Source organism: Gaoshiqia sediminis, from assembly GCF_025907915.1.
Taxonomy (GTDB): domain Bacteria; phylum Bacteroidota; class Bacteroidia; order Bacteroidales; family Prolixibacteraceae; genus Gaoshiqia; species Gaoshiqia sediminis.
Map to the genome: position 1 here is coordinate 84455 of NZ_JAPAAF010000010.1, position 16277 is coordinate 100731.

General features: G+C 46.7%; 13 protein-coding genes. 10 read left to right on the forward strand and 3 right to left on the reverse strand.

Translation table 11 applies throughout. The annotated features are described in order from the left end of the window. The first annotated feature begins 85 nt into the window (after window positions 1–85). The 6 genes from N2K84_RS09405 (at window position 86) to N2K84_RS09430 (ending at window position 7611) form a co-directional block, all read left to right on the forward strand. The gene (locus N2K84_RS09405) at window positions 86–715 is read left to right on the forward strand and encodes a hypothetical protein (protein WP_282591546.1); all 630 of its coding nucleotides are present in this window, start codon (window positions 86–88) and stop codon (window positions 713–715) included. Next, a complete protein-coding gene (locus N2K84_RS09410; RefSeq protein WP_282591547.1) occupies window positions 712–1008 on the forward strand; it encodes a winged helix-turn-helix domain-containing protein in 297 nt (98 codons plus the stop codon). The genes N2K84_RS09405 and N2K84_RS09410 overlap by 4 nt, the downstream gene beginning before the upstream one ends. Window positions 1009–1066: 58 nt before the next feature. Beyond that, entirely contained in the window at window positions 1067–2386 is a 1320-nt protein-coding gene (creD, locus tag N2K84_RS09415) for a cell envelope integrity protein CreD (RefSeq protein WP_282591548.1), read from the forward strand. Between the two features lie 278 nt (window positions 2387–2664). Beyond that, window positions 2665–3867 (forward strand): MFS transporter, encoded by a 1203-nt coding sequence (locus N2K84_RS09420; protein ID WP_282591549.1) that lies wholly within the window; start codon window positions 2665–2667, stop codon window positions 3865–3867. Window positions 3868–3941: 74 nt separating this feature from the next. Beyond that, window positions 3942–5996 (forward strand): hypothetical protein, encoded by a 2055-nt coding sequence (locus N2K84_RS09425; protein ID WP_282591550.1) that lies wholly within the window; start codon window positions 3942–3944, stop codon window positions 5994–5996. Window positions 5997–6114: 118 nt separating this feature from the next. Continuing rightward, entirely contained in the window at window positions 6115–7611 is a 1497-nt protein-coding gene (locus N2K84_RS09430) for an IMP dehydrogenase (RefSeq protein ID WP_282591551.1), read from the forward strand. 69 nt (window positions 7612–7680) lie between these two features. Here N2K84_RS09430 and N2K84_RS09435 read toward each other — a convergent pair whose 3' ends face one another. After that, complete coding sequence (locus tag N2K84_RS09435; protein WP_282591552.1) at window positions 7681–8436, reverse strand: flavin reductase; 756 nt, start codon at window positions 8434–8436, stop codon at window positions 7681–7683. A 278-nt stretch (window positions 8437–8714) separates the two neighbouring features. Here N2K84_RS09435 and N2K84_RS09440 point away from each other — a divergent pair, with 278 nt between their 5' ends. From N2K84_RS09440 to N2K84_RS09455, 4 genes are all read left to right on the forward strand, one after another. Continuing rightward, window positions 8715–10397 carry a dipeptidase gene (locus tag N2K84_RS09440; RefSeq protein WP_282591553.1) on the forward strand — a complete coding sequence of 561 codons (1683 nt, stop codon included), beginning with the start codon at window positions 8715–8717 and terminating at the stop codon, window positions 10395–10397. A 161-nt stretch (window positions 10398–10558) separates the two neighbouring features. Next, window positions 10559–10906, forward strand: a complete 348-nt coding sequence (gene rplS / locus N2K84_RS09445) for a 50S ribosomal protein L19 (protein WP_282591554.1) — start codon at window positions 10559–10561, stop codon at window positions 10904–10906. 131 nt (window positions 10907–11037) lie between these two features. Beyond that, complete coding sequence (locus N2K84_RS09450; protein WP_282591555.1) at window positions 11038–11961, forward strand: YitT family protein; 924 nt, start codon at window positions 11038–11040, stop codon at window positions 11959–11961. Window positions 11962–12063: 102 nt separating this feature from the next. Beyond that, the gene (locus N2K84_RS09455; protein ID WP_282591556.1) at window positions 12064–14352 is read left to right on the forward strand and encodes a patatin-like phospholipase family protein; all 2289 of its coding nucleotides are present in this window, start codon (window positions 12064–12066) and stop codon (window positions 14350–14352) included. A 5-nt stretch (window positions 14353–14357) separates the two neighbouring features. On the opposite strand, the gene N2K84_RS09460 is transcribed toward N2K84_RS09455, so the two are convergent. Together N2K84_RS09460 and N2K84_RS09465 are read right to left on the reverse strand one after the other, a co-directional pair. Then, on the reverse strand, window positions 14358–14693 hold the full coding sequence (locus tag N2K84_RS09460; protein WP_282591557.1) for a PAS domain-containing protein: 336 nt from the start codon (window positions 14691–14693) through the stop codon (window positions 14358–14360). Between the two features lies 1 nt (window position 14694). After that, window positions 14695–16146, reverse strand: a complete 1452-nt coding sequence (locus N2K84_RS09465) for a glycoside hydrolase family 16 protein (RefSeq protein WP_282591558.1) — start codon at window positions 16144–16146, stop codon at window positions 14695–14697. Window positions 16147–16277: the final 131 nt, after the last annotated feature.

Below are 16277 nucleotides of genomic sequence, written 5' to 3' on the forward strand. Positions count from 1 at the left end.
GTGAAAAATCTTCTCCAAACGATTGTCTGGATGAAAAAAATGTTTTACTTTGCAATTCAAAGCACTTTTAATCCAACCAAGAGAAATGAAACCAACAGAACACTATCTGAACGAGATAACAGAGATAAAAAAAATGATGGAGCAATCGAGCCGCTTCCTCTCGCTAAGCGGACTGTCCGGAGTACTTGTGGGTATTTATGCACTAATCGGCGCTTTTATTGCCTATCAGCTAATTTACATTCCCGGTTCGTTATATTACCGTGAATATTACTCGAACCAGGTTTTGGGAGAAATGTTGCTACTGGCAGCTGTTCTGCTGGTGGTCTCGTTCGTCACGGTTATTTGGCTGACCACATCAAAAGTGAAGCGCAAGTCTGAAAAATTCTGGTCGCCCGGAACCCGGATGTTGTTGACCAACCTGGCCATTCCCCTGGTCACCGGCGGAATTTTCATGCTGATTTTTCTCTCCCGCGAAATTTACAGCGTTGTTGCCCCGTGCTGCCTCATTTTCTATGGATTGGCATTGGTAAATGCAGCCAAATACACCCGCCGGGAGATTTTCTACATGGGACTTTTTGAAATTGGATTGGGGCTATTGGCAGCTGTTTTGCCCGGCATGGGACTGTTTTTTTGGGTCGTTGGTTTTGGATTGGTGCATATTATTTACGGCACCATCATGTATTTTCGCTACGAACGAAAAACAGCAAACAAGTGAAAAATCTGTTTCAATACCTGGATAAAGCCTTCGAAAACAAGCTGCGGCTGGGCATTATGTCTATTTTGCTTGTCAACGCCTCGGCGACCTACAACACGCTCAAGGAGACACTCGAAGCAACCGACGGAAACCTGGCCAGTCACCTGAAACACTTGGAAAAACTAGGCTACATTTCGGTTTACAAAAGCTTTGTTGACCGCAAACCAAATACAGAATATGCCATCACCGACAACGGAAAAATTGCTTTCGAGAAGCATCTCAACACGCTGGAAGAAATATTGAAAAACCTGTAATTTTTTTATCCATACACTTTGAATGACAAAGTACTTTTACAACTTAAATTCTACCCGTATGAAAACACAAGAGTTCATCGAACAAAAAGTAAAAAGCCAAGGTTTTCGCATGAGCGTGAAATTGATCACCATCGCGATCATCGTCTTGTTTCTGCTTATTCCGAAGTTTATGATTATGGAGCTTATCCGGGAGCGCAAAATGACGGCAGACGCCGCCCAACTGGAAGTTGCCAACTCATGGTCGAACCAGCAAATTGTGAGGGGGCCAATGCTAACCATCCCATACACCGAACAGGTTTTGGACAAAGATGGGGAAACGGTCCAGGAGATTGTCCGCGAATACCATTTATTACCCAAAACACTTCGGGTTGAAGGTGAACTTTTCCCGAAAAAGCTCAACCGCAGTATCTACCAAAGCATTGTTTACGAAAGCAGCCTGCAACTGTCGGGGGCTTTTGAAAAACCTGACCTTTCGGGTTTGAGCATCAAGCCTGAAAATATAGAATGGGAAAAGGCCAAATTGGAAATCGCCATCAGCGACTTGCGCGGAATCAGCTCAGTAGTTGAGTTGAAATGGAACACGGAAACCATCCCGTTTTCACCGGGCATGCAAAACCGGATTTTAGGCAGCAACGGCATTTCGTTGCAACTGCCCGATTCGTCGATCCAATCCATGCCTGCCAATTTCCAGATCGACCTGAAACTGAAAGGTTCAAACTCCATCGCCTTTGCCCCGGTTGGCGAAACAACCGACGTGCATTTGCAGTCGGCCTGGAATGACCCGAGTTTCCAGGGTCAATTTTTACCTATCGACCGAAACATCAATAAAGACGGATTCACGGCCGATTGGAAAGTACTGAATTACAACCGCGATTTCCCGCAAAGTTGGATCGACAATGCCTATGATATAAAATCGAGCGACTTTGGTGTAAGCTTGATAAATATGGCAGACCATTACCAGAAAAATGAACGCAGCGCCAAATATGCCATCATGATTGTATTGCTGATTTTCCTTTCATTCTTCCTGAACGAAATGCTGACCAAACAGCGGGTACACCCTTTTCAATACATTCTGGTGGGCTTTTCAATCCTTATTTTTTACCTGCTCTTACTGTCGTTCTCGGAACACGTTGGATTCAACCTGGCTTATCTGGTCGCATCGATGTCAGTAATTCTGCTGGTACTGATTTACTCGAGGTCGTTCTTAAAGACCTGGGGCAATTCCCTTGCGCTGACGGCCATTCTGTCAATCTCGTTTCTATTCATCTTCATCTTGTTACAGCTTGAATCGTTTGCCTTGTTGGTGGGGAGCGTCGGTCTGTTTGTGATGTTAGCAATGACCATGTATTTCACGCGAAAAATAAATTGGTACGAATAAATTGACCACCAGAAAAAATCGATTTAACAAAGCTGTATTCCTAAAAGGATGCAGCTTTTTTTGCTCAAACAGCGTTTCTTGAATTGTCCTGTTCGCTGATGATTCCACCCCTCCTAACAATTCCTTCACAAACCCGTCAAAATAAACCCCATCCGATACGCGAAATCTCTTTTTTTATATTTTCGCCGCCATATTGTAGATCATACACAATAAACCGACAAACTGAACAACCCTACGCGTATTTCTGAATTCGATTTTAATACTGAAAAACCATGTCGTTGAAACGAATATTGCTATTGGACCGCAACTATTTTCCGGCTGCCCAGCTGTTTCTGAGCCTCAGCCTGATGTTTGGCACCTGGGTGGTGTACATTCCTTCCATCACCCAAAAACTGAACATGAGCAAAGGAGATTTGGGCATCGCCTTGTTTGCCGCTGCTGTTGGTTCGCTGATTTCCATTTACATCGGCAAAAAACTGGTGGTCCGTTTTGGTGAAGGGAAACTTGCCCTGGGCGGCGTACTGGGAATGACCCTGTTTATTTTTAGCTACTTCCTGGCCACTTCCTTTTTACAGTTGACCGTGCTGATGTTTTTCTTCGGATTGACCAGCGGAATCCTGCAGATTGGGCTGAACACGGTGGTTTCGACCCTTGAAAAGCGCGATAAAATTTCCATCATGTCATCCTGCCACGGCTACTTCAGCTTGGGCGGATTGTTTGCCGCAGGCTTTGGTACCGTCCTGCTCATCTTGCTGAACAATCCGGTATTGCATATCAGCCTGGCAGCCCTGAGTGTTGTATTATTACAAATTTTCACTTACAAGAAATTTATTTCCCTGAAATCGTCGGTTGAACAAGTCATCACCGCCAATAAACAGCCTGGCCGGTTGAATCCCCGCTTGCTTGCCCTGGCCGTAATCGCGGTGGCAACGATGGTAGCCGAAGGCGCCATAGCCGATTGGAGCAGCCTTTACCTGCGCGATGTGGCGCTGGTCCCCGAAACGCAATTAGGCCTCGGGTATGCTGGTTTTTCACTCACCATGACGCTGGGCCGCTTTGTTGGCGATCATTTCAGCCAACGCTTTGGGCCATGGCAAATCCTGCTGAATGGTTTTGTGATCAGCATCCTGGGTTTCGGCTTTGTCCTTGTGGCACAGCCTATGGCAACACTCATCGGATTCGCGTTGGTAGGTGCCGGTTTCTCCATCATTGTTCCCGAAGCCTATCGCCTCTCCACTCAAATCGATGGGATCAGCCCCTCAAACGGAATTGCTTTCATGGCCGGTTCAGCCTATCTCGGATTTTTGGGTGGCCCGGTTGCCCTGGGAGCAATCGCCGAAAAATCAGGGCTCCATACCAGTTTTGTATTTATCATGGCACTGGCCATTGTGGGCCTGGCAACTACGTTTTTTGTCTGGCTGAAGCTTTTTGTTCCAATCAAACTTAATCTTTTACGCATTTTCGTCCGTAACAAAGCCTGACACGAGCAAAAACCACTTCCCCGGCTGAAGAAAGATTTGTATTTTTAGCATCACCTTACTAAAAATACAACTCCATGAAACCAGGAACCGTCCACCCGCTACTAGCAATCATCCTCAGCCTGATTATTTCCTCATGCCAGCCGGAGGCCCGGCAAGTTGTTCTCTTGGATGAAAACTTTTCGCAGCAGCACCCCGGTCCGTTGCTGACCGATATTGGCGCTCACACCGAATATCACTACCTGCCCGAAGCCCGTCCCCGCTCCAACTGGGTGGTGTCAACCTTCCGCTACAACCTCCCGGCATCGTGGGAAATCCGCTCCATCGATAATAACCGGAAAATGATGGTGCAACATGCCACTAACCACAATTCTCACTGGCATCCGATGGTAATTACCGGTTCGCCGTTCTGGACCAACTACACGCTGGAAGCCGAATTTAAACCGGGAAACTCCAGCAACCGCAACGGGATGGTTTTTCGCTACCGTAACGACCGTTGCTATTATTTTCTGGGACTGGAAGACGAAGTGATCGTGTTGATGAAAGTGAACCATGCCACCGGTTTCCGCCAGCCTGATGAAACAATCCTTGCCAAAACATATTACAGTCCGCTTTCAGAAGAACCAGTTCATCTGAAAGTTACGGTGAATGAGTCTCAAATCACCGTGTACTTGCCTGACGAGCAGGTCTGGGAGATACAGGACGCAACCTTTGCCGCGGGAAAAATTGGCTTGCTTTCGGATTCATACACCGAGTTCTATTCGGTAAAAGTGAGTACCGACAAAAGAAATTTTCGCGAAACACAGCAAAATGAACTCGCTTTCAAGCAGGAACAGGACAGCCTGATCGCACAAAACCCCAAAATGGTGATGTACAAAAAAACGTACCTGGCAGATTTTGGCGTGGGCCGCAATCTGCGTTTTGGCGATTTGAACGGTGATGGCAAAGTGGATATTTTGTTAGGGCAAGTGGTCCACCATGGCCCCAAAGACCGCAATAGCGAACTCAGTTGCCTCACGGCCCTCACCTTCGACGGACAAATCCTCTGGCAACAAGGAAGTCCTGACCCCTGGAAAACCGATCTGACAAACGATGTTGCCTTTCAGATACACGACATCGACCAGGATGGGAAAAATGAAGTGATTTACACGATGAACCAGGAAATTATTATTGCCGAAGGAGCTACCGGGAAAATCCTGAAGAAAGCCCCTACCCCGCCCACTCCGGGCGGAAAGCCCATGGAATCGGGGCACAACAGTTTCCCGCGCATTTTGGGCGACTGCATCTATTTTCTCGATTTGCAGGGAAAAGGGTACGCCAGCGATTTCATCCTGAAAGACCGCTACCAGTACCTGTGGGCCTACGATGCCAACCTGCGGCAACTGTGGAACAACAAATGCCGCACCGGCCACTACCCGTTTGCCTTTGATACAGATAGCGATGGAAAAGACGAATTATTGATGGGGTATTCCCTGTTCGACCATGATGGCACGATGCTCTGGAGCCTGGACGATCAGCTTTCGGACCATGCCGATGGCGTGGCCATTGTTCGTCTGGGTGAAAATGAAGACCCTCAGATTGTTTGTGCCGCCAGCGACGAAGGGATGTTTTTTGCTGACCTGAATGGCCGGATTACCAAACATCACTACATTGGGCATGTTCAAAATCCCGCTATGGCCAATTTCCGCGACGACCTGCCCGGGCTGGAAACCGTTTCCATCAACTTTTGGGGCAACCAGGGTATCATCCATCTTTTTGATAAAGAGGGTAATATCTACCATGATTTTGAGCCCAACCAATACGGCAGCATGTGCCTCCCGCTAAACTGGACCGGCAAAACCGAAGAATTTTTCGTCCTGAATGCCAATGCAGCCGAAGGCGGCGCCTGGAATGGCTACGGGCGAAAAGTACTCGAATTCCCTGACGACGGCCACCCGGACAGGTGTTATGCCGTGCTCGACATTACCGGCGACTGCCGCGACGAGATTGTAGTTTGGGACACCAACCAATTATGGGTGTACACACAGGATGATAACCCCTTGCTTCAAGAAAATTTGTACAACCCCAAACGCAACCCACTGTATAATTATTCAAACTATCAGGCTACTATTTCGACAGAAATACCACGATAGCAATCATTTACACTAACAAGCAGATGGCGGGTAACGTAAATTTGACCTGAGATGCAAGGCTGAAAAGAAAAATAAATGTAATTTCGCACAATTTTTTAACGCAAAAAGCTGGCACATCATGGCAAAATACTCGAATGAAGTTTCAAGAACCTTTAGTGAATATCTGCTGATCCCGGGCCTGACCGATAAAAACTGCAATCCATCAAATGTATCGTTAAAAACGCCGCTGGTAAGTTTCAAAAAGGGCGAACAGCCTGCCATGGAATTGAACATCCCGTTTGTTTCGGCCATCATGCAGTCGGTGTCAGACCACAACATGGCCATAGCCCTGGCTCGCAACGGTGGATTGTCGTTCATTTTCGGGTCGCAACCCATCGAAACGCAGGCAGAAATGGTGCGCAAAGTGAAAAAATTCAAAGCGGGTTATGTTGAAAGCGATTCGAACCTCACCCCGGAACACACACTTCAGGATGTGCTGGAGCTGGTGAAAAAAACAGGCCACGCTACGCTGGGGATCACCGAAGACGGCAGCCCCAACGGAAAACTGCTAGGCATTGTCACCGGCCGCGATTACCGCCCCAGCCGCGATGCGCTGGACAAGAAAGTGAAAGAGTTCATGACTCCGTTCAACAAACTGATTACCGGAAAACTGGGCATCAGCCTGAACGAGGCCAATGATATTATTTGGGACAATAAGTTGAACAGCCTGCCGATTATCGACGAAGAGCAAAATTTGCACTTCTTCGTTTTCCGCAAAGACTACGAAAGCCACAAAGAACACCCGTACGAATTTTCGGATGCCAATAAAAAGCTGATGGTGGGCGCCGGGATTAATAGCCGCGACTACAAAGAGCGGGTTCCCGCCCTGGTAAACGCCGGAGCTGATGTGCTTTGTGTAGATTCGTCCGACGGCTTTTCTGCCTGGCAGCGCGAAACAATTGAATACATCAAGAAAGAATATAACGGAACGGTCCGCGTAGGAGCCGGCAACGTAGTTGACCGCGATGGCTTCCTGTACCTGGCCGAAGCCGGTGCCGATTTCATTAAAGTGGGAATTGGCGGTGGTTCTATCTGTATCACCCGCGAGCAAAAAGGAATTGGCCGCGGACAAGCAACATCCATTATTGAAGTGGCTGCCGCCCGCGACGAATACTTTGAAAAAACCGGTACGTATATTCCTATTTGTTCGGATGGCGGTATTGTGCAGGATTACCACATGGTGCTTGCCCTGGCCATGGGCGCCGATTTCCTGATGATGGGCCGCTACTTTGCCCGTTTCGATGAAAGCCCCACCCGCAAGCTGATGGTGAACAACCGCTATGTGAAAGAATACTGGGGCGAGGGCTCGAACCGTGCCCGCAACTGGCAGCGCTACGACATGGGTGGCAGCGAAAACCTGAAATTTGAAGAAGGGGTTGACAGTTACGTACCGTACGCCGGGAAACTGAAAGACAACCTGGACATCACCCTGGGCAAGATCAAATCAACCATGTGCAGCTGTGGCTCCATCACTATTCCCGAATTGAAAGAAAAGGCAAAGATTACGCTCGTATCGGCAACCAGCATTGTTGAAGGCGGCGCACACGATGTGATCCTGAAGGATGCAAACATGTAAACAAACATCTTCCATATAAAAAAATCCCGGCTCTTCTGAAGTCCGGGATTTTTTTTTTATTTCTGCAAATCAGATTTTTTTGAAATACTCTTTCGTCGCATTGCAAATCGGACAACGGTAATCTTCCGGCAACTCTTCAAAGGGGGTTCCCGGTGGGATATCCCGGGTAGGATTCCCTTTTTCAGGATCGTACACATACCCGCAAATCACACACACACGCGGCGCTGCCTCCGGCTTTTGTGGTCCACCTTCCACATGGACAGGTTCTTCTGCTTCAGCTTGCAATTGCGAATCCACGGTCTTCTCTGCCTCCAGTTTTTCCCGTTCCAAATAGGTTGGCGAATTTTTGGGCGACAGCATCTTGTATTTTTCCCGGTAATCGGCATAGGTTAGCGGCTCTTCATCCAACAGCAGGTCACTGTCAACTACTTCGCCAATAATCAGCCAGTGCGATCCCAAATCACTCACTTCCTTCACTTCACAATCAAACCAGGCAACGGATTCATCCAATACAATTGGCACACCGGTTTTTGCAGTCGTGAGATTCCGATTGGCAAACTTATCAATGTCGCTGCCCGACATAAAACCAAAATCACCGATCAACTTTACATCGAGTTCTTTCTTCAACACGGAAATGGAAAAAGCCCCGGCATGTCGGATGACACTGGCGCTTTCATTATTTTTATGACAGGAAATGGCCACCAGCGGAGGTTGCGAAGTAACCTGAAAAACCGTGTTGGCAATATACCCGGCCTTTTTCCCTTCAAACGCCGAAGCCACCAGGTAAAGTCCGTAGGATAATTTATGGAAAGCATGTAGTTTCATACGCCGGAATTTTGATGAATGCCTATAAAGTTGTCAATATTTTCATCAACATGCAAACTACGGCAAAGGCAAAAGTCTAAAGTCAAAAGGGGAAAGGGCATTTAAAATTTCGGGGCACATAAGAACAACCTGCAATATTGACAAGACATCTCCCCTCCAAAAAATAAACAATCTGAGCTTTCTCATAGTTATTCCTATTGATTATCCCCTTTTTTAGCAGTTCGCAACGGAATGTTTATCTTTGCTTTCATGCTGAAAAACTTAAAACAAATAGCATAATGATCAGAAAAATAAGTTTCTTACTACTAGCCGCCACGCTTGCGGCGGGGCAGGTACTGGCCTGCACCAATTTCTTAATTACCAAAGGCGCCTCGGCCGATGGTTCAACCATGATTACTTACGCGGCCGACTCGCACACGCTGTACGGCGAATTATACTACCAACCGGCCATGGATTACCCGGAAGGGGCCATGCGCGACATCTACGAATGGGACACCGGCAAATTCATGGGACTCATTCCCCAGGTTGCCCACACCTACAGCGTGGTTGGAAACATAAACGAACATCAGGTTGCGATTGGTGAAACCACCTATGGCGGACGAAAGGAACTGGCCACTCAGGAAGGCGCGATTATGGACTACGGAAGCCTGATTTACGTGGCCCTGCAACGGGCAAAAACCGCCCGCGAAGCCATTGAGGTGATGACCAACCTGGTTGAAGAATTTGGTTACGCCAGCTCGGGCGAATCTTTTTCCATTTCAGACCCGCACGAAGTTTGGATCCTGGAGATGATTGGCAAGGGTGAGGGTGAAAAAGGGGCAGTTTGGGTGGCCGTTCGTGTTCCGGACGGTTACATCAGCGGACATGCCAACCAGGCCCGCATCACAACCTTCCCGTTTAACGATCCGGACAACTGCCTGTATTCAAAAGATGTTATTTCCTTTGCCCGTGAAAAAGGCTGGTTCGAAGGGAAAAACAAGGATTTCAGCTTTTCGGACGTATATGCTCCCGTAGATTTTGGTGGCGCCCGTTTTTGCGAGGCCCGCGTTTGGGCCGGCTTCAATAAGGTTGCGGCAGGCATGGAACAATACACCGAATACGCAAAAGGGCTGATTGAACATACCGGCGAAAATAATTTTGCCAGCAACCGCATGCCCTTGTGGATCAAGCCTGACAAAAAACTGACAGTAAAAGATGTGATGGAAATGATGCGCGACCACTTTGAAGGCACGGAACTGGATATGACCCAGGATATTGGCGCCGGACCGCACAAATTACCCTACCGATGGAGAAACCTGACATGGACTGTTGATTCGGTGGAATATTGCAACGAACGGGCCATCTCCACCCAGCAAACCGGCTTTTCGTTTGTAACCCAGTCACGCTCCTGGTTGCCCGGCCCCATTGGCGGCATTATCTGGTTTGGGGTTGACGATACCTACAGCACTTGCTATGTTCCCATGTACTGCGGAGTCACCGAAATACCCGAATGTTTCCGTGAAGGCAACGGCGACATGCTCACCTATTCCGAAACTTCCGCTTTCTGGGTGTTTAATGCGGTGACCAACTTTGCGTACCTGCGCTACGATGCCATGATTGAGCATATCCGCGATTTACAGGGGCAGCTGGAAGGCAGATACATCGCCTACACCCCGGCTATCGACCAGGCAGCCAAAATGCTTTACGACAAAGAAGGTGCGGCTAAAGCCCGGGAATTCCTGACCACGTATTCGGCCAATGAAGCTAATAACATGACCGCCGAATGGAAAAAATTGTTCCAATATCTGCTCATCAAGTACATCGATGGGAATGTGAAGAAAGAAGAGAACGGGCAGTTTGTCCGCAACGAATATGGGTTGCCGGCGAGCCCCGATTTTCCGGGTTATCCGGAATGGTGGTACGAAGCTATCGCCAAAAGCACCGGCTCCCATTTAAAAGTAATTGGCGGAGCCGGACACTAATAGGCAAACAATTAATTTTTAGGCACATTCCGACCGATTATTTATTTCAACATAAATGAAAGGAAAGTTTTGAACCTATCTGATTTTTATTAATTTTGCGCAAAATTTTTGCAATCTCTTACACGCGAAAATGTGTAATATTGCCCTAAAACTTAAAGAAAATGGATTTAATAAAAGTAGCAGAAAACGCGTTCGCCGTTGAAAGTAACCTGCCTAAATTTGGCGCCGGCGATACCATTACTGTTCACTACAAAATCAAGGAAGGAAGCAAGGAACGTATCCAGGATTTCCGCGGTGTAGTGATTCAGGTAAAAGGAACAGGCGTTACCAAAACATTTACGGTTCGTAAAATGTCAGGCAACGTTGGTGTTGAAAGAATTTTTCCGGCTTCTTCCCCATTCATTGATGGTGTTGAAATCAATAAAAAAGGTAGCGTACGTCGCAAACGTATTTTTTACCTGCGTGGTCTTACCGGCAAAAAAGCCAGGATCAAAGAAAAACGAGTTTAAGAAAAAACTTGACCATACGAAGAAGGCCTCCAAATTGGAGGCTTTTTTTTATCACTTTCCTAAAATATTTCTTGATAAAAATCAACGATTGTTAGGCATAATTACGGTTATTTTGCTAAAAAAAGAAGGTCATGGCATTCCTCCAAAAAGAAAAACTTTTTACCCTGAAATGGTTCCGGGACTACAGCTACATCACTCTTGGTGCATTCATCCTGGCAGTTGGTTTTGTGTACTTTATTTCACCACATAAAATTGTGCCCGGCGGCGTGTATGGCATTGCCATCGTGGTTCACTATCTCACCCAAGGACTGTTCTCATTTTGGCCGGATGGAATTCCGATTGGTTTGTTCGGTCTGATCCTGAATATTCCGCTCACCATTGCGGGCATCAAAATACTGGGGCCGCGGTTTGGCGTAAAAACAGTAGTGGGCTTTGTACTGTCTTCCGTTTTTATGGACCTAATCACGTACCTGCGCGAGGATGGCGATGCGCCCCTGGTGCCCGATGTACTGCTTTCCTGCGTGTTTGGCGGCGTACTCATCGGTTTTGCCCTCGGGCTCATTTTCAAGTCGCGGGCCACTTCGGGCGGCTCCGACATTATTGCCATGATCATTGCCAAATACACCGGCATGCAGCTCGGGCAGCTCATGATTTATGTCGATTCGGCCATCGTACTGCTGGGGCTGGCTGCCTTTCAGGATTGGCAAATTCCACTTTATTCGTGGCTGGTAATTTACATCACCGGCAAAGCCATCGACATTACCCTGGAAGGGGCAGATTACAACAAGGCACTGTTTATAATTTCCGACAAACACGAGGAAATAAAAGAAAAGTTACTGATAGATCTGGAACGCGGCGGCACGTACCTGCAAGGCAGGGGCATGTTTACCGGCGAAGACAAACAAATTATTTACACCGTGGTCAGCAGGCGCGAAGTAGCTATTCTCGAGCAATTTATCAGCCAGATCGATCCGGATGCGTTCATTACCATCATGGACACCCGCGAGATCCTGGGCGAAGGGTTCCAATCCCTGAAAATAAAATTGGACTCCTGAAAGTTCGGGCATGATTAAACAACACCCAAAGCCTATCATCTTTGCGCCTAATTTTATAAATTTGGTGTTCACACCAAAATAGACATAAAATACTTCCGGGCCATGAAACAACTGCTTTCCCTGCTAATTTTACTGCTGCTCTTTTCTGAAGCTTCTGCTCAAAAGGTTGCCTTGGTACTCAGCGGCGGTGGCGCCAAAGGGCTCGCCCACATCGGTGTGATCAAAGCCCTGGAAGAAAATCAAATCCCGATCGATTACATTGCCGGTACGTCGATGGGCGCCATTGTCGGCGGCCTGTATGCTGCCGGATTCTCTACCGACGAAATGGAAGTACTCTTCAAAAGTGAGCAGTTCAAGTTTTGGGCAACCGGAAAAATACAGGAAGAATACCGCTATTTTTTCCGAAAGCTGGAAGACAGCCCTTCCTGGCTAAGCCTGGACCTGGAAAGACGCGAAGATAAACTCAAGCTTCTGCTGCCCACCAACCTCATTCCGGAAGAACAAATGGATTTTGCGTTTATGGAACTGTTTGCATCCACCAATGCAGTATGCCAGTATGATTTTGACCAACTATTTGTCCCCTTCTTTTGTATTGCCACCGATGTGTACAACAACAAGGAGGTGGAACTCCGGTCGGGCGACCTGGGCGAGGCCATCCGGGCATCGATGACGTTCCCGTTCTATTTTAAGCCGATTGTAATTGACGGCGCCTTGGTTTTCGATGGCGGCATTGTAAACAATTTTCCGGTTAAAAATGCCTTGGAAGCCTTTAAGCCCGATGTCATCATCGGACATAAGGTGGCCAACAACGCCAGGAAACCGGACGAAGACGATGTGATGGCCCAACTGGAAAACCTGATCATGCAAAAAACCGATTACGAAATCAATCCCGAAAAAGGAATCCTGCTAGAAACTTCCTTCAACAATATCAACCTATTGGATTTTAACAAAATAGACATCATTCAAAAAGCCGGATACGATAAAACCCAAAGTGTAATCGACAGTATTAAATCGCGGATTGAAAGGCGGGTGCCACTGCACGAGGTACAAAAAAAACGGCAAGCCTTCAACGCCCAAAAGCCGGAATTGCTCTTTCAAAACGTTCAGGTTGAAGGTGTTCCCGACCCCATGCAACGCAAGTATATCATTCAGAGCCTCAAACACCGGTCGAACATCATTCCGCTGGATGAATTAAAAAAAGAATACTTCAAACTGGTAGCCGACCCTCAGCTGCGCTCCATTCGACCCATTTCCATTTATAATCCGGAAAATGGTTATTTCGACCTTCACCTGAAAGTAAATCAGGAAAAGCCGGTTGAAATCAAATTTGGAGGCAATGTTTCCACCAAGCCAATCAACCAGGGTTTTCTGAGTTTAGATTACCGTTTTTTCAATAACCGTGCTTATACCTTAAGTTCGAATATATATTTCGGACGTTTTTACAGTTCAATCAATTTAGGAGGACGCATCGACTTTCCCACCAAGTTGCCCTTCTACCTCTCCGGGGCGCTTACCTTTAACAGATGGGATTATTATTCAACCAGTAACGAATTCTTCTTTGAAGACGTGCTTCCGCCTTATATCATTAAAGATGAAAACAATGTACGCCTCGAAATGGGATTCCCACTCGGAACAAAAGGAAAACTGATGCTCGGCACAAGCTATTCGGCTGCCAGCGACGATTATTACCTGAACGAACAAGTCAAAAAAACCGACAATGCCGATAACACGCTGTTTGAAGCTTTTGCCGCCAGCCTGCGTTTTGAGGAAAATTCGTTCAATTACAGGCAGTTTCCAACGGAAGGGATCTCCACGTTTCTTGGCTTTACACTCATTGACGGCAACGAAGATTTTACACCCGGCTCAATCACTGCAGAACAAGTGGAAAGTCATCGTCAGCATCAGTATTACTCCCTAAAAGGGAATTTCGACAAGTATTTTAAAATAAATAATCAATTTACGGTGGGGTTATTGGGCGAAGCTGTTTACAGCAATAAAAAAACCTTCAGCAACTACCGGTCCACCGTGCTCAATGCTCCCGGCTTTACCCCAACGCCCTACAGCCAAACGATATTTACCGATAATTTCAGGGCAACCAAGTATGTTGCTTCCGGACTAAAAACTATCGTTCACCTAAGCGACCAGCTTCATTTTAGGGCCGAGGGATATGCTTTTATTCCAATGAGAAACATCCTAATGAAAGATGATTACCTGGCTGACTACAATGAAAAAACCTTTTCGTCTTTCAATTTCATGGGGCTTGGCGGGCTGGTTTATCACACCGGCATGGGGCCGGTTAGCTTAACGCTGAACTATTTTGAGAGTAAAGACACTAACCTGTTTATGGTGTTCAGCTTCGGCTATATCCTGTTTAACAAACGGGGCTATTAACGCGGTTAACTTCGTACATGAGATGGCATATCGGCAGGCAATTCGAATGAGATTTCCACCACGCCCTTAAATTCACCGTCTTCCATCCACGGAGTTTGCAAAATCTGCTTTTTTCGTCCGTTTTTCTCCGTTGTATAGGCATTTTGCATGGGTGCCGCCAACATTTCCTTCAATCGTGTTTTGGAGGGTTCGGGGTGACAATCCAGCAGGTTTCTCCCCAACAGTTCTCCACCGCCATACTTTTGAAATTGCCACCGTGAAACCTTATTCATATAAACAACAATCCCATCCCGGTCGCAAACAGTTATTGCGCCCGAAAAATCATCCATCCAATTAACCATGTTACGATTTTTTTTGATACAAGCGGACCCAGTCAATTTCAAAATAATGCGGAAGGTCTTCAACCGGTTCTACAACAAGTGAACTTATATTCAGACTCATCGGCACATCCGGCACAGACTGCGCGAGTGTAAAAATCTCCTGATTATTTATTTTCCAACACACCTTGCCCGGCTCCCACTCCATCCGGAAAATATAAAATTGCCCTGCCTGCAAACCCGACAATGACTCATGTTGTGTGGCTCCGTTAGATGAAGCATACCCCAAACGGCACACCGCGCCACTTTCAACCAGATTCAAACGATGATGGTTCTGAAAGTCGGACAGGTAAAAAAGGTCAACCAATTGGTTCTTAGGCTGATATTTCACTTTGGCTTCCAAGATTCCAAACCTCGTTTGGAACAACTCGCCGGTGGTTAACAATCCCGATGAATAATTGAAAGACGCTGGTGTGAAACCAATGGGGAAGTTCCAGGTAAACGAATCCGTTTTTTCCTTTTTAACCGCCAGTTGCAGATGGCTATTTCTTACCTGCACGTTGGCCCCGTCGGTATAGGCTTGCAAATCGCCGGCTTTGGAAAAGTTGCGCCCCAATGTTTTCTGTCCCATTGGGCTGATGGTTTGCCACTTGGAAGTATCCAGCGAAGATTGGTCAAAATGATCTTCAAAAACCACCTCCCAATTGTTGAAAAAGTCAAAGGCATTCGTACCCCGGTATTTCAGGTAATTAACAAACCGAGGCTGCTGCTTCAAGTCCAGATAGGCCTGTTCCTCTTTAAAAAGTTCAGATTTCTCCCACTTTTGCGCATCCTCGAGATAGGTTTTCCGAGCCTTAAATTCTTCCGATTCCACTTCGGCCTGCAACTCTTCAAAACGTTTCCGCTCGGATGAGTTGGCCATTTTTTGGTAATTCCGGTAGGCGGTACTTTTCTGAAATTTCTGCCAAAACAGTACCGATTCAGACGATTTCAGCTGCTGGTACTCCATATATTTCTTATGAGCCTCGGTGTCTTCAAACCGGTCATCTTTCCTTTTTTGTTGCTTAAAAGCTGCTTTGTCTGCCTGGTATAGTCTATCCTGCACATATCTCGCCAACAGCTGAAAGCGCCGGATCTCTTCGCTTTCCTGTAATTCCTGAAAGCGTTTCAGATCAGATGATGACTGCACCTGGTAAAAATCGCGCAGTTTTCTGTTCTTTTCCAACTTTCGAAATTCCAAAAGGGATTTTTCTTCCGGGCTACCTTTAAACCGCAATGAGCGAATCTCCGCTTTCTCCTTCTTAAATTCGGACGAATCAACCCGCTTTTCCAACGCAAGGAATTGCGGTAATTCGCCACTTTGTTCAAGCTGAATAAACAACTGATAGTCAGCCCACAGATTATCTCTGGAAGTTTCTACTTTTGAGGTATTCCTGAGTCCTTTGAATGTGCTCAGAAAAAATAGTTTGAATGACATGTGCTAGTTAATTTGCGTATCACAACAAAGTTTAAAAATAATAATAAAAAATATACATCTTCACATTTTTTAACTTCTCCCCGAAAAAGATTAATTTCATCCGGTATTTTAAGATTGTTAAAACGAACACC

What these genes read in the sequence shown, in the direction of transcription:
- N2K84_RS09405 (WP_282591546.1), top strand. Translation starts at nt 86, where the DNA reads ATGAAACCAACAGAACACTATCTGAACGAGATAACAGAGATAAAAAAA.
- creD (WP_282591548.1), top strand. Translation starts at nt 1,067, where the DNA reads ATGAAAACACAAGAGTTCATCGAACAAAAAGTAAAAAGCCAAGGTTTT.
- N2K84_RS09425 (WP_282591550.1), top strand. Translation starts at nt 3,942, where the DNA reads ATGAAACCAGGAACCGTCCACCCGCTACTAGCAATCATCCTCAGCCTG.
- N2K84_RS09430 (WP_282591551.1), top strand. Translation starts at nt 6,115, where the DNA reads ATGGCAAAATACTCGAATGAAGTTTCAAGAACCTTTAGTGAATATCTG.
- N2K84_RS09435 (WP_282591552.1), bottom strand. Translation starts at nt 8,436, where the DNA reads ATGAAACTACATGCTTTCCATAAATTATCCTACGGACTTTACCTGGTG.
- N2K84_RS09440 (WP_282591553.1), top strand. Translation starts at nt 8,715, where the DNA reads ATGATCAGAAAAATAAGTTTCTTACTACTAGCCGCCACGCTTGCGGCG.
- rplS (WP_282591554.1), top strand. Translation starts at nt 10,559, where the DNA reads ATGGATTTAATAAAAGTAGCAGAAAACGCGTTCGCCGTTGAAAGTAAC.
- N2K84_RS09450 (WP_282591555.1), top strand. Translation starts at nt 11,038, where the DNA reads ATGGCATTCCTCCAAAAAGAAAAACTTTTTACCCTGAAATGGTTCCGG.
- N2K84_RS09455 (WP_282591556.1), top strand. Translation starts at nt 12,064, where the DNA reads ATGAAACAACTGCTTTCCCTGCTAATTTTACTGCTGCTCTTTTCTGAA.
- N2K84_RS09460 (WP_282591557.1), bottom strand. Translation starts at nt 14,693, where the DNA reads ATGGTTAATTGGATGGATGATTTTTCGGGCGCAATAACTGTTTGCGAC.
- N2K84_RS09465 (WP_282591558.1), bottom strand. Translation starts at nt 16,146, where the DNA reads ATGTCATTCAAACTATTTTTTCTGAGCACATTCAAAGGACTCAGGAAT.